Here is a 14,890-nt window from a genome sequence, read left to right as displayed (position 1 = left end):
ATTTTACCTGATGTTGACTTATCGTAGGGAGGAGACGGAGAAATCCACTAGCCGATATCTGCTTGCGCTAGACGTAGACAACTTTTCAAATAGTTATCCACAAGGTTCAATTTTATAAATTCCTAAGCAACAAAAAAAGTGTAGGATATATCCCTACACTTCGGTCTCCTATATTTAAATTATGATTGAGCAACTTTTAACTTTTTAAATTCTTCTGTAAGCATTGGAACGACTTCGAACAAATCGCCAACAATTCCGTAATCTGCCACTTTAAAGATATTTGCCTCAGGATCTTTATTAATAGCAACGATTACCTTTGAATTACTCATTCCAGCTAAATGCTGAATTGCACCTGAAATTCCGCAAGCAATATATAGATCTGGAGTAACTACTTTACCTGTTTGGCCTATTTGTAAGGAATAATCACAATAATCGGCATCACAAGCACCACGGGAAGCACCTACAGCACCACCAAGTACATCCGCAAGCTCTTTAAGCGGCTGAAAGCCCTCCGCACTTTTCACACCGCGTCCACCGGCGATGACTACTTTTGCTTCAGAAAGATCCACACCTTCGCTTGCTTTGCGAACTACTTCTTTAATGATGGTACGAAGATCCTTAATTTCGGCAGAAACAGAGCTTACATCCCCTGTTTTTCCTTCATCCTTTTGTAATGGACTAATATTATTTGGACGAATGGTAGCAAAAATGATTCCGTCTGTTACAATTTTCTTTTCGAAAGCCTTACCAGAGTAAATTGGGCGTGTAAATACTAGATTACCTCCTACTACCTCAACACTAGTAGCATCGGAGATTAAGCCAGTGTTAAGCTTACTCGCGATTTTTGGTGATAAATCTTTTCCAAGTGCAGTATGCCCAAATACAATGCCTTCCGGATTTTCATTATTTACGACCGTCAAAAATGCTTGCGAGTATCCGTCAGAGGAGTACTGCTTTAATTTTTCATCCTCTACCACCACTACTCGGTCCGCACCATATTGAATTAATTCATTAGCCAAGCTTGATACCGCTTCACCAACTAGTACACCGACAACCTCTCCGCCTTCAGCAACTGTCTTTCCAGCTGCAATGGCTTCAAATGAAACATTACGAAGTGATCCGTCACGAACCTCACCTAATACTAGAACTTTTCTTGCCATTAGAAAAAACCTCCCTGTATGTTCAGTACGGCTCTTTTCTTAATCGTTATGCTTTTTGTATTTAAAAATATTCAAAACTTCCTAATTCAGCATTAGAACAGGTATCCAAAGAAAAGATGCCCCAAATCTAATACATGTTAGGATTTTTAAAGAATACGAGAAACATCAACTTATTAGAAAAGAATCCTTAGTAATATATCGTCCAATTTTTCTAGTAAATGTATCTAAATCAAACTACTTTAGCTTCCTTATGAAGCAAGTTAACTAGCTCTTTCACTTGAGCATCTAAATCGCCTTCTAAGATTTTTCCAGCTTCCTTTTTAGGCGGTAAATAGACTTCAATTGTTTTTGTTTTCGCTTCCACGTCATCTTCTTCTAAATCTAAATCATCAATTTCAAGCTCTTCCAAAGGCTTTTTCTTTGCTTTCATAATTCCAGGCAAAGATGGGTAACGTGGCTCATTTAGGCCTTGTTGAGCCGTAACCAACAATGGTAATGATGTTTCAATGACTTCAGAGTCGCCTTCTACATCACGAACAACCGTTACTTTGTCACCATCGATCGTCAATTTTGTAATTGTGGTTACATATGGAATATTTAATAGGTCAGCAACCCGTGGGCCAACTTGACCTGAACTATTATCAATCGCTACATTTCCGCCAATAATCAAATCTGCTTCTTTATCCTTTAAAAACTCAGCTAAAATCTTAGCAGTCGTAAATTGGTCAGCGTAGTCTATATCATCCTCTATATTAATAAGGACAGCTTTGTCAGCACCCATTGCCAATGCAGTACGCAACTGTTTTTCCGCTTCTTCATTTCCTACAGTAACAACGGTCACTTCGCCGCCATGTGCATCGCGAACTTGAATTGCTTCCTCCACTGCATATTCATCATATGGGTTAATAATAAATTCAGCACCATCTTCATTAATTTGTCCACCCGAAAGAGTAATTTTTTCCTCTGTATCGAATGTTCTTTTTAAGAGTACAAAAATATTCATCCTAAACCCTCCTAGATTTAATAAGCTGCTTTCATATAATAAGATTTTCCTTTTCAAAATTATCCTATTTTAAGAAAAGAGCTTTCATAAACATTTTGTTAGTTTTAAAGATTGGGATAATTTCTTATATAATTTGGCATCTAAAGGGCCACTAAACGCTATTCTCCGGTAAAGTTTGGTTCCCGCTTTTCAATAAATGCGGCAATTCCTTCTTGCCCGTCCTTTGATTTAAAAACACGCCCAAATAGTTCTGATTCGCGTGCGACACCATTGTAGAAATTTTCTGTTTTTCCATAGTTTAATAGTTCAATAGCGGCACCAACCGATACCGGACTCTTCTTCGCAATTTTCAATGCTAGTTCTTTTGCCTTTGGCATTAAGTCCTCATCGGAATATGCATGATTGGCAAGTCCCCATTTCACTGCCTCTGCTCCGCTGATGGGTTCACTTGTAAATAACATCTCCATTGCTTTTGCCATGCCTACATACCGCGGCAACCTCTGTGTACCTGCAAATCCGGGAACTAGTCCTAATTGTAGTTCAGGTAATCCTAGCTTTGCCGATTCGGTTACAAGTCTGATATGGCAGGCCATCGCGAGTTCTAATCCACCGCCGAGTGCAGCACCATGAATGGCAGCAATAATTGGTTTTGGAAATCTTTCCATTCTTTCAAACAAGTCTTGCCCCTTTTTACCAAGCTTACCGAAGTCTTCTTCTGTTTTAATAGTGGTAAACTCTTTTATATCAGCCCCTGCTGAGAAAAAGCGCCCTTCACCATGCAGTAAGACGACTCGTATTTCTTTATTTGACTCAATCTCATCCAACACTTGTGAAAGCTCTTCCAAAAGTCCAGACGCAAGAGCGTTTGCTGGTGGTCTATGGATGGTTACATAAGCTAGATGATTCTCACTGGTTAATGTTAAAAATTCCAAACGCTTTCTCCTCCCTCTTTGTTGACCTTCGTGATTAACAAGGGGAAAGAAATCCCCCTACTAAAAGTAAGCCATATTTGTTTCATTCTGTCCACCAAATCTATTAAAGGTTTTTCTATTTTCGTACAATTTTATCACAGGCTTTTGCCCTTCCTTAGATGGAAACAGCTTTAATTAATAATTGATGAACAGACGGCGCTAATGCTACCAAGTCGAATTTCTCTTCATTCATTATCCATGTCGTAACAATTTCATCAACAGTGCCAAAAATCATTTGTCTCGAAACCCTAATATCCAAGTTCGGATCGAATTCACCCGTTTCCATTCCAAAGTGGAGAATTTCATCGACTAATTGAAAATATCCTTTTAAAACATCATTAATCTTTAGACGCAATTCTTTATTTGATTGGCGTAATTCTAACTGGGTAACGACAGCCATATTATGGTCTTCGGATAATATGTTAAAATGACTTTCGACCATTACTAACAGTTTCTCAGCTGCGGTCTCTTTCCCTGTTATTCCTTTTCTTATCTTTTCAATAAAGGACCCCATCTTTTCCTGAAACAATGATATTAATATATCTTCTTTATTTTTGAAATAAAGATAAATGGTCCCATCCGCAACACCAGCTTGCTTTGCAATTTTCGATACTTGGGCTTGGTGGTACCCATTTTCCGCTATTACAATGACAGCAGCATCTATTATTTGTTTGTATTTAGGTTTATTACTTTTCAAAACGTATGGTTTCCTCCATTCTAGGTGAGGGGTTAGATGTTGGATGGAAAAAACTAAGTATACCCAGTCATTTCCATTCAACTTAGGTATAATGAATATATATTCTTTTCAAAAATGAATGACTATTCATTCATAATCTTATCTTAATTTGAATTCATTTTAATGTCAAGAATATTCCACACAAAAACGAAGAGCCTTTTAATGGGCTCTGAAATTTTATTCTACCCTATTTCTTCTTGATCTTGCTGCTTTTTTCTTTCCTCGTCAATTAAAGTTCTTCGTAAAATTTTCCCAACTGCAGTTTTCGGCAATTCTTTTCTGAATTCATAAATTCTCGGAATCTTATAAGCTGCTAAATGTTTTCTTGTAAAAGCATTCAGATCAGATTCTGTTACATTTGCATTTTCTTTCAAAACAATATATGCCTTAACTGTTTCACCACGATAAGGATCAGGTATCCCGGCAACTACTGCTTCTTGAATATCAGGATGCTCATATAGCACTTCTTCCACTTCACGGGGATATATATTATAACCTCCAGCAATGATCATATCCTTTTTCCGGTCCACTACATAAAAATACCCTTCTTCATCCATATAGCCTAAATCACCCGTAAATAACCAGCCGTTCTTTAATACTTGTTCCGTTTCTTCCGGTCGGTTCCAATATCCTTTCATGACCTGTGGTCCTTTTACCGCAATTTCACCAATTTCTCCAGGAGGCAATATTTCACCTGTCTCTAATGAGAATATAGCAGAATCCGTATCAGGCCATGGGACGCCGATACTACCCTTCACTCTTTTTTTATCCCAAACAAAATTAGCATGTGTGACGGGTGAAGATTCTGTCAAACCGTAACCCTCAACAAGCTTCCCCCCTGTGACTTCTTCAAACCGCTCCTGAACATCTATCGGTAAAGGGGCAGAGCCACTTATACATGAATCAATCGAGGATAAATCATATTTTTTTATATCCGGATGATTTAATAATCCTATATAAATAGTTGGTGCACCAGGGAATAGTGTTGGACGTTGTTTTTGTATCGTTTTTAAAGTGGTTTCCGCATCGAATTTCGGCAAAAGCACCATTTTATATCCTTGCATAATGGATAAAATAAGAACTGCAGTCATACCATATACATGGAAAAATGGGAGCAATCCTAAAACAACTTCTTCGCCTTTCTTCGCTTTATAAATCCATGCATCACACATGGTCGCATTAGCTACTAAATTTTTATGTGTCAGCATCACGCCTTTTGGGAACCCGGTTGTTCCACCAGTATACTGGAGTAATGCGAGATCATTTTCAAAATCAAATTCAGGGTCAGCTTGCGGATCTTCTGCGGGTGTTTCAGCTATTATTCTTTTGAGCAAATGTTGATGTCCACTATGTTCAATTTTTACAACCATTCCTGTTTGTTTCTTCTGTATGAATGGATATACGATATTTTTTGGAAATGGCAAATAATCTTTGACAGCGGTTACAATAATGTCGTTTATACTAGTCTTTCCCATTATTTTTGTAACTCTTGGAAAAAGGATATCCAACGTAATAATCGCTTTTGCTTCTGAATCCTCCATTTGATATGCAAGCTCTCTTTCAGTATATAGAGGATTAGTTTGAACAACAACACCTCCTGCATAAAGCACACCAAAGTAGCTGATGACTGATTGTGGACCATTTGGCAGCATAATTGCCACCTTATCACCTTTTTTAATTCCTAACGTTCGCAAATAGCTAGCTAATTTTACAGATGATTCATATACCTCTTTGTATGTCAGTTCCTTCCCCATAAAATGTATGGCAATTTTGTCTGAATAAATTTCTGCTGCTTTTGTTAAATAAGCATGCACTGGTTTTTCTTCTAGTTGTAATGTCTTAGGGATTTCTTCAGGATAATGAGACAACCAAGGTTTATTTTCCATTTAACCCCTCCTAAAGGCAAACTAGACGTCAAAAAATTTAAACTACTCTTATTATTATAGTCTATTGCGGTAGGAGATACAATTTGAAAATCGAAAAAGTGAATGAATATTCATTCTTATTTATTTGTGGGGTATGCCGCCTTATGTGTACAGGTTCACTCTAAATAAAACCTGTACGCATAAGGCCAAAGATGTAAAAATACTAAAAAATCATTATTTCAGCCAAAGATTGATAATGTTGCTTTTTGAACCTTTTTGCTCTTTATGGCATATTAGATGAGTTATTACTGGCAATCGTCTTTTGAATCTTTATAAAGACCAGTGGGACTTGGTCTCTTCATCTAGTTGTCTTTTAAATCGTATAAAGGACATTCCCACTTTCGGAAAAAGACTCATAAGTTCACATTTTAAATTTCATAGTAATCCAGAACAAATAAATAACGATAAAAAAAGGATTGCCATCGGCAACCCTTACTTAATAATTAAATAAATAATTCCAAAAAGGATAAAACACCCACATAAAACGAATAGAATTTTTGCTAATTTCTCCATTATAAAAACTCCTCTTACGAAATACTGGCTCCAATCACAAAGGAGAGTCCAATCGATATCACCATGGATATGAATCCGACTGCACGATTGTCATTTTCAATTTCCACGTCAATTTTGAATTTAGGCGTCAAAAATTCATAAATAAAATATCCGATTAATAATAAAACAAATCCGTATACTCCCCATCCAACCATCATAAATAATGAATCATGATCGAGAATCGAATACCTGAAAATATTTGCGATACCAAAAATTTTTCCGCCTGTAGCCATTGCCACTGCAATGTTTCCTTTTTTGATTTCTTCCCAATTTTTATATTTCGTTACGATTTCAAAGATGGTCAAAAATACAATCATACATAAAATAACAACACTATAATAACCAGCCGTTTGAACAAAATGATTTTCCCAAAAATGATTCATGTAAACTAAATGCTCCTTCATATCAAGATTTAGAGGAGGAATGAACAAGGAGAGACAAGCAAGTCTTTGACTTGCTCCTTTATTGTCCAGCTTCAGCGCCTATAGGCTAGCGGATTTCTGTATCTTTTCCCAGGCGGTAAGGACATCAACACGGTGTCTGTTGGTTTCTCCTGCGACTACGAAATCCGTATGCTAGAGCTGCAGCATTTTGGCTTTTCTTATTTAAATTCTACAACTGTAATCCCGCTGCCGCCTTCCCCTGCCTCACCTAATCTTATACGTTTTACAGAGCGATGTTGTTTCAAATATTCTTGTACGCCTGATCTGAGTGCACCAGTACCTTTTCCATGAATGATAGAAACCCTCGGGTAGCCAGCTAAAAGTGCATCATCTATATACTTTTCTACTCTTAATAATGCATTTTCAAATCTTTCACCGCGGAGATCCAGCTCAAGACCAACATGATAATCTTTTCCCTTCACTGTTGCGAGTGGCTTCGGATTCACTTTCTTTTCAGATTGAACAAATTCCATATCCGATTCTTTTACTTTCATCTTCATAATTCCCATTTGAACTTGCCATTCATCATTCCCTATTTTTTCAAGGAGCTGCCCCTTCTGGTTAAAGCTTAGAACTTTTACCTCGTCTCCTGGGACTAATGTACGCTTATTCTTTGCAGGCTTTGCAATCGCTGATTTCTCAATAGACGGAACAGCTTGTTCCAACTTCTTACGGGCTTCTATTAGTTCATGTTCTTTTATGTCAGCATGATGATTTAAACGCATTTTACGTAAATCACGAATAACATCCTCTGCTTCTTCTTTGGCTTTTTCTACAATCTTCGCTGCTTTTAATTCAGCCTTTTCAAATAATGTATCTCGATTTTCATAAAACTCAATCATTTCTTTCTGTAAATCCTTATGAAGCTTTTCCGATTGCTTTAAGAAATCCTGCGCTTCTGCAAGTTCACGTTCTGCTTCTCTTTTGCTTTTTTCCAAGGCAGCGATCATATTTTCCACTTCATTGCTATCAGCACCAATATGGGCACGAGCAGATTTAATGATATTTTCCGTTAATCCAAGGCGTTTAGAGATTTCAAATGCGTTGCTTCGTCCGGGAACGCCAATTAATAATTTATACGTTGGGCTTAATGTTTCCACATCAAACTCGACACTGGCGTTAATGACACCTTCACGATTGTAGCCATATGCTTTTAATTCTGGGTAATGGGTAGTAGCTACAACTTTTGCTCCCCTTTGGTACACTTCATCCAAAATGGAGATGGCTAATGCCGCCCCCTCCTGCGGGTCCGTTCCTGCACCAAGTTCATCAAATAACACAAGTGATTCATGATCGACATATTTTAAAATATCAACAATATTCACCATATGGGAGGAAAACGTACTTAAGCTTTGTTCTATCGATTGTTCGTCCCCAATATCGGCAAAAACCTCTTGAAAAACGGCAACTTCAGAACCATCGAGTGCAGGTATCTGCAATCCTGACTGTGCCATTAAAGTACAAATACCAATCGTTTTTAAAGTAATGGTTTTACCACCTGTATTTGGACCTGTAATGACCATTGTGGAGTAATCTTTCCCTAAAGTAATGTCATTAGCGACAGCCTCATCAATTGGGAGTAATGGATGTCTCGCTTTATACAAGTGGATTACACCGTTATTGTTTACTTTCGGTTTTGTCGCTTTAATTGTTTTTCCGTACCGTGCTTTTGCAAAAATAAAATCAAGATCCCCTAAAATATCCACGATGAGAGTTAAGTCATTAGCTGCTTCTGCCACTTCAGCTGATAACTCCATTAAGATCCGTTCAATTTCCTGACTCTCCTTCATATGAATTTCTCTTAGTTGATTATTTAATTCCACAACGGATTGGGGTTCAATAAATAATGTTTGTCCAGATGATGACTGATCATGAACAATCCCGCCATAATTCGCTCGGTATTCTTGTTTAACCGGGATTACATAGCGATCATTACGAATCGTAACAATGGCATCAGATAACATTTTTGCTGCATTTCTGGATCGAATTAAACTTTCAAGCTTTTCACGAATTCTGCTTTCATTTGAGCGCAGCTGCTGGCGTATATGCCTTAATGTTTCACTTGCTGAATCTAAAATATCTCCATTTTCATCAATTGCTTGTTTAATTCTATGTTCGAGGGGTGTCAAAATTTCAATTTGAGCCGCTTTTTCCCCCAAAATAGGAATGTCTACTTCATTTTCTAACAGACCCTCGATAAATCGTTTCATATTACGCGATGCATAAATAGTACTAGCCGTCTGCATTAATTCAATAGGATTCAAAACGCCGCCAATGACTGCCCTTTTTACATGCGCTCGAATGTCATATATTCCACTTAACGGTGCATGCCCTCTTAAGCGCAATGCATTAGCGGCCTCATCTGTTTCTGCCTGTAATTGTAAAACTTCTTCATAGGAAGAGGATGGTTTTAAAGCTTGAATCCTCTCAGCCCCCAATGTAGAGGAAGCATGTTCCCCAAGTAATTCCTTGATTTTATTGAATTCTAATGTCTTTAATATTTTTTCTTGCATTCATTCAGCCTCCTGTCTTAGCTGTGATCGCGATTTAGAAATGCGATGAGCTCTTCCGGCTCTAATGTGTTTAATACTGTATTTTTTTCTATCCAGCCTTTTCGAGCAGTTCCAACACCTATATCCATATAATTTAAATTTTCTATATAATGTGCATCTGTATTAATGACTATTTTTACACCCTGTTCTTGTGCTTTTCTAACATACACGGGCATTAAGTCAAGCCTGTTAGGGTTTGCATTTAACTCCAGGACTGTATTCGTTTCCTTTGCCAGTTCAATTAATAAATCAATATCTACATCATATCCTAATCGCCTGCCAATTTTACGGCCTGTAGGATGAGCAATAATATCAACATGCGGATTCATTAAAGCAGTTTTCAAGCGTTCCATAATTTTTGTTTTGGACTGGGTGAAACTTGAATGAATCGAAGCAATGACGATATCCATCTCCGCTAAAATTTCATCATCAAAATCAAGTGTTCCATCCGGCAAAATATCCATTTCAATCCCTGATAAAATTAAAATATCATCATATTTTTCATTTAAACGCCTAATTTCTTCTTTCTGCTCACGAAGTCTTTCAACCGTAAGACCATTTGCTACTTTTAAATATTGTGAATGGTCTGTTATTGCCATATATTTATAACCTTTTTTACGGCAAGCTTCAATCATTTCCTCAATGGAAGCTGTACCATCGGACCAAGTTGTATGCATATGAAGATCGCCTTTAATATCCTGTAACGTAACCAGCTCGATATTGGAATGAAACTCCGTAACTTCTTTTCCATCTTCGCGGATTTCAGGAGGGATAAAAGGAAGTCCAAAGTGATGGAAAAATTCCTCCTCTGAATCAAACGTTAACATCTCCCCTGTTTCCTGATTCTCCACACCATATTCACTTATTTTTTCTCCACGTTCCTTTGCAAGCTGACGCATTTTCACATTATGATTTTTTGAACCTGTAAAGTGATGCAATGCAGTGGCAAACTGTTCAGGTGTCACAAGACGAAAGTCAATGTTGATATCATACGTATCCGAAATGGTAATCGATACTTTTGTATCTCCGCTTGCAATTGCTTCTGATGCTTCATTTAATCGAAGCAGCTGTTCTTTTACTAGCTTTGGATCTTTTGTAGCAATTACATAATCTAAATCTTTTAATGTTTCCTGTAACCTTCTGAGACTGCCAGCTTTCGAATATCTTTCAATCCCAATCATGTCCTGAAGGGCAGCCTCAATCATATCAATATATTTCAGCATAAAAGCAAGAGGGAAACGATCTGGCTTTGAACCAATGGAACTTATTGCTTCCAATATTTTTTCTTCTGTTTTTTTGCCAAACCCTTTTAAAGCTTGAACTTCCCCAGATTCACATGCATCTCTTAACGATTCCACATCTGTAACACCTAATTCTTGATACAGACGAGCTATTTTTTTCCCGCCAAGCCCTTGCAATTGTAATAGTGGAATAAGCCCTTTGGGAACTTCTTCTTGAAGCTCCTTTAACACGGTGGAGGTACCAGTTGAGATAAATTCCTCTATTACAGAGGCTGTGCCTTTCCCTATTCCGTTTAGAGCAGTAAAATCTTCAATTTCCGTTAAAACCCTCGGTTCAGCTGTTAAAGAAGCCGCCGCTTTCCGAAAAGCGGATATTTTAAAGGAATTTTCTCCTTTTAATTCTAAATAAATAGCGATTTGTTCAAGCAGTCGAATGACATCCTTTTTATCTACATTCATGAATTAACACCATCCCCATTCTAAATACCGGTTACCTATCTATACTATATACTAGCAAATAGCAGTATAAAAAGAAAAAACTCCTCTTAAAGAGAAGTTTTAGCCCACATAATCGAACCACCATTGTTTAACTTGATTGGACAAAATAGGTGTGTTTTTAATGATTCCTTCGGCTAAAAATGATTTGTCAATCCAATGCTGGATCATTTCAATTGGAACTAATGCCCCGATGTATAATACAATAAAGACAAATAAGTAAACTTCAATAAAGCCTAGAATACCGCCTGCCCAGACATTTAATTGCCTAATGACCGGAAATTTAGCTACAAAGTCGAGCATGGAACCAATAATATGTAAAATAATTTTTACGGCAAAAAAGATAATGGCAAAGGCAATCACTTTATAATAAGCTTGTTCAAGATTCATTCCGTCAAAAATCATTTTAAAGGAAGCATTCTCATTCAAGGTAGGATACGGGATCCAAAGCTTTAATTTGTCTGCAAAATCAGCATAGTACATATACGCAACGATAAAGGCAAAGATAAAGCCTGTCACGTGAATTAATTGGAGGATAAAGCCTCTTCTTAATCCGTTAAAAAAACCAATCACAAAGATTAATAGGATTACAATATCAACCATGTCAGTTTCATTCCTTTAGTGTATTCAAATTCAGATAAACTTTCGTTTTAATTGATTATGGCAAAAGGATTTTGCCGTATACTAAAATACTAAATAATATCATAACATGAACCAAGTAAATTTGGGAAGAATTGTCCACCTGTGTCGATAAGGGAAGAATTATTTATATGGAGGAACAAAATGTCTAATATCATTATTCAAGCGGCACCATCATTATTAGAGAAAATGAAAGTACATTATCAGCCATCACTTATGGATAAAATTCCACAAGGCGGAATTTTCGTAGCAAAAACGAATAACTGCACTATTACCGCATACCGTTCAGGAAAGGTCATGTTTCAAGGAAAAAATAATGAGGAGGAGGCAGCTAAGTGGGGAAATGTTGAACCCGCGAAACCATCTATTGCTTCAAAGGCAAAAACATCTGGCGCTGACCTTCCAGCAAATATCGCAAACATGTCTTTTATCGGCTCCGATGAGGTTGGAACAGGGGATTACTTTGGCCCGATTACCGTTGTAAGTGCATATGTAAGAAAAGAGCAAATTCCATTACTGAAAGAGCTTGGGGTTAAGGATTCAAAGGATTTAACGGACCCGCAAATAATGAAAATTGCAAAGGATCTACTTACAGTCATTCCTTATAGTTTATTAAAGCTGCAAAATGAAAAGTATAATCGATTGCAGGCATCAGGAATGTCTCAGGGGAAAATGAAGGCGATTTTACATAACCAGGCATTGATTCATTTATTAAAAAAAATATCACCTGAAGAGCCAGAAGGCATTCTTATTGACCAGTTTGTAGAGGCAAATACCTATTTCCGCCATATTCAAGGTCAAAAGGAAATATGCAAAAAGAATGTGTATTTCAGTACAAAAGGGGAAAGCATCCATATTGCTGTTGCCGCTGCTTCTATTTTAGCCAGATATGCATTTGTGAAGGCGATGGATGATTTAAGTGCCGAAGCCGGATTTACCCTTCCAAAAGGAGCAGGTCAGCAAGTCGATCAGGCTGCTGCAAAACTAATTAAGTTAAAAGGGGAAGCTTCCTTACATCATTTTACAAAAATGCATTTTGCCAATACGGAAAAGGCGAAAAAACTTGTGTAAATGTTTGTGAGTCAGTGTTCCCTTTCAAAGTTTTGAGGACACAGATTCCCTTATCTGTGACAAAACGGTCGGACTCCTTACTTTTGCGGACACACGTTCCGTTATTACAACAAAAAGCACCTGGTTTTAATAATATTTCATGAAATAACGGAATGTGTGTCCTCTAACAAGATGAAAGAAAGCTTTTTCATGGGAATAACGGAACCTATGTCCGGTAAAACGGGTTTTCAGCCATTAAAGGACACTAGTTCCCTTATCTGTGACAAAACGGCCGGATTCCTTACTTTTGCGGACACACGTTCCGTTATTTAGCTAAAATGCGATGATTTTCATATGTTTTTCGTCATATCAGCGGAACCTGTGTCCGCTAAACGCTTAAATAATGGTCATTTTATAAAAATAAAGGATTCTCTGTCCGCAAAAAATATACAAATAATATGCTATCTAAACGTTATTATTTATTACTCCCCTTTCTTACCTTCTATTATTCTTTCAGAATGAGAATAAATATTAAATTGATGGTTCCTAATAAAGCCCACGACTGTAATACCTAGATCATTCGCCAGTTCAATGGCCAATGTAGTTGGTGCCGATTTTGAAAGAACAATACCAATTCCCATTTTTGCAACTTTTAATAAAACTTCCGATGAAACCCTACCACTAAAAGAAATGATTTTATCGTTTCGCGGCAATTTTCCCTTTAGACAAATACCGTAAAGCTTATCAAGTGCATTGTGACGACCAATATCGGTTTGAATATAAAGAAGTTGGTCAGCAGTGCATAGCGCGGCATTATGAACTCCGCCGGTTTGCTGGAAATCAACGGATTGCTCTTGCATAAGCTTCATTAGACGAAAGCATTGCTCAATTGTGATCTGTATTTTGCTTAAAACAGTTCTCGCTGTTCTTGCATCATTATGAAAATAAAATTGCCTGCTTTTCCCGCAACAAGAACCGATAAATCGCTTTGAATAAAATTCCTTATTAATGGATTGCTTGACCTTCAAGCTAACATAAACTAGCCCCTTTCCCTCGTCGATTACCATAGATTCTATATCTTCGAAAGTACGTACCATCCCTTCTGAAGCTAAGAAGCCAATTACCAGCTCCTCTAAATTGGTTGGTGAACAGACCATTGTGGCAAACTCCTCATTATCGATAAAAATAGTTAGAGGATATTCAATGGCCACTTCGTCCTCCATATCAACAAAGGCATTTCCATCGTATTTAATCATTGGCATACTGTTCCTTACTCTGTTATCCATGTTTTCCCCTACTTTATATTACGTTAATAGTTTCTATTAGAATAGCAAATTTTCAGTAAATTGCAACAAGGATAGGGATACACTCGATTAAACAATAATCTCATTGTTGCCCGTCCCAATAATTTGTAGATTTAGCTTGTATAATTTATATGGTAAAATGAATAAAATGGTTATAAAGGAGATGAGTAAAAATGTACGATGTTTATACCTCAGTAAATAAGCGGGATCTCATGGGTTCAGTATTAAAAGCATTCGCCCTTTCACTATGCTTGGCTGTCATCGGAATGCTGATCGGAACCATGGTACCACCGGCATTGTTTATGCCATTAATGGTCGTTGAGTTCATCATGATTTTATCCGCTTTTCTTTTAAGAAAGAAAAAAAGCGTTGGATATGGATTTTTATTTGCCTTTGCGTTCATTTCAGGGATTACAACTTATCCGATAGTTGCCCATTACTTAGCAACTTCAGGAGCTAAAGTTGTTTTATCTGCGTTCACCGCAACTCTTGTTATATTTGCAGTAATGAGTTTTGTTGGCACGAAAACGAAAAAAGATTTATCGTTCTTAAGCGGGATTTTATTTACAGCTCTACTCGCATTAGTGGTAATAGGCTTGATTAATATCTTTTCACCGTTTTCCTCTACTGCACTCTTTGTTGCATCTATAATCGGAACAGTTGTCTTCTCTCTTTACATTATGTTCGACTTTAATCGCATGAAGCGCATGGAATTTACAGAAGAAGCAGTTCCGTTACTTGCACTTAACTTATTCTTAGACTTTATTAATTTGTTCTTAGAGTTGCTAAGGTTAATTGGGTTTATTAGCAGGGATTAAT

The 14,890-nt window shown here is 37.2% G+C and carries 12 protein-coding genes; 2 read left to right on the top strand and 10 right to left on the bottom strand.

Annotation, left to right across the window (positions count from 1 at the left end):
• Positions 1-179 precede the first annotated feature (179 nt).
• From AN964_RS07500 to AN964_RS07460, 9 genes are all read right to left on the bottom strand, one after another.
• A complete protein-coding gene (locus AN964_RS07500; protein ID WP_055739082.1) occupies positions 180-1,160 on the bottom strand; it encodes an electron transfer flavoprotein subunit alpha/FixB family protein in 981 nt (326 codons plus the stop codon).
• 229 nt (positions 1,161-1,389) lie between these two features.
• Positions 1,390-2,163: an electron transfer flavoprotein subunit beta/FixA family protein gene (locus AN964_RS07495; RefSeq protein WP_055739081.1), complete on the bottom strand. Its 774-nt coding sequence runs from the start codon at positions 2,161-2,163 to the stop codon at positions 1,390-1,392.
• 158 nt (positions 2,164-2,321) lie between these two features.
• Positions 2,322-3,095: an enoyl-CoA hydratase gene (locus AN964_RS07490; RefSeq protein ID WP_055739080.1), complete on the bottom strand. Its 774-nt coding sequence runs from the start codon at positions 3,093-3,095 to the stop codon at positions 2,322-2,324.
• A gap of 154 nt (positions 3,096-3,249) precedes the next feature.
• Complete coding sequence (gene fadR, locus AN964_RS07485; protein ID WP_055739079.1) at positions 3,250-3,831, bottom strand: fatty acid metabolism transcriptional regulator FadR; 582 nt, start codon at positions 3,829-3,831, stop codon at positions 3,250-3,252.
• A 221-nt stretch (positions 3,832-4,052) separates the two neighbouring features.
• On the bottom strand, positions 4,053-5,756 hold the full coding sequence (locus tag AN964_RS07480) for a long-chain-fatty-acid--CoA ligase (RefSeq protein ID WP_055739078.1): 1,704 nt from the start codon (positions 5,754-5,756) through the stop codon (positions 4,053-4,055).
• Positions 5,757-6,322: 566 nt separating this feature from the next.
• Positions 6,323-6,730: a DUF350 domain-containing protein gene (locus AN964_RS07475; protein WP_055739077.1), complete on the bottom strand. Its 408-nt coding sequence runs from the start codon at positions 6,728-6,730 to the stop codon at positions 6,323-6,325.
• Positions 6,731-6,948: 218 nt separating this feature from the next.
• Positions 6,949-9,303 (bottom strand): endonuclease MutS2, encoded by a 2,355-nt coding sequence (locus AN964_RS07470; protein WP_055739076.1) that lies wholly within the window; start codon positions 9,301-9,303, stop codon positions 6,949-6,951.
• A gap of 17 nt (positions 9,304-9,320) precedes the next feature.
• A complete protein-coding gene (polX, locus tag AN964_RS07465) occupies positions 9,321-11,042 on the bottom strand; it encodes a DNA polymerase/3'-5' exonuclease PolX (protein WP_055739075.1) in 1,722 nt (573 codons plus the stop codon).
• Positions 11,043-11,141: 99 nt separating this feature from the next.
• Entirely contained in the window at positions 11,142-11,681 is a 540-nt protein-coding gene (locus AN964_RS07460) for a CvpA family protein (RefSeq protein ID WP_055739074.1), read from the bottom strand.
• A gap of 180 nt (positions 11,682-11,861) precedes the next feature.
• Between AN964_RS07460 and rnhC the strand changes: the two genes are divergently transcribed.
• Positions 11,862-12,788 carry a ribonuclease HIII gene (rnhC, locus tag AN964_RS07455; RefSeq protein WP_055739073.1) on the top strand — a complete coding sequence of 309 codons (927 nt, stop codon included), beginning with the start codon at positions 11,862-11,864 and terminating at the stop codon, positions 12,786-12,788.
• A gap of 461 nt (positions 12,789-13,249) precedes the next feature.
• Here the strand turns inward: rnhC and fdhD are convergent, their stop codons facing one another.
• Positions 13,250-14,053 (bottom strand): formate dehydrogenase accessory sulfurtransferase FdhD, encoded by an 804-nt coding sequence (fdhD, locus tag AN964_RS07450; protein WP_055739072.1) that lies wholly within the window; start codon positions 14,051-14,053, stop codon positions 13,250-13,252.
• Between the two features lie 191 nt (positions 14,054-14,244).
• Between fdhD and AN964_RS07445 the strand changes: the two genes are divergently transcribed.
• A complete protein-coding gene (locus AN964_RS07445; protein ID WP_055739071.1) occupies positions 14,245-14,889 on the top strand; it encodes a Bax inhibitor-1/YccA family protein in 645 nt (214 codons plus the stop codon).
• The last annotated feature ends 1 nt before the right edge of the window (position 14,890 follow it).

Origin of the sequence: Heyndrickxia shackletonii (assembly GCF_001420715.1) — a bacterium.
Classification (GTDB): Bacteria; Bacillota; Bacilli; order Bacillales; family Bacillaceae_C; genus Margalitia; species Margalitia shackletonii.
Note: the sequence above shows the minus strand (reverse complement) of the source record. Positions and strands in the feature narration are given on the sequence as shown.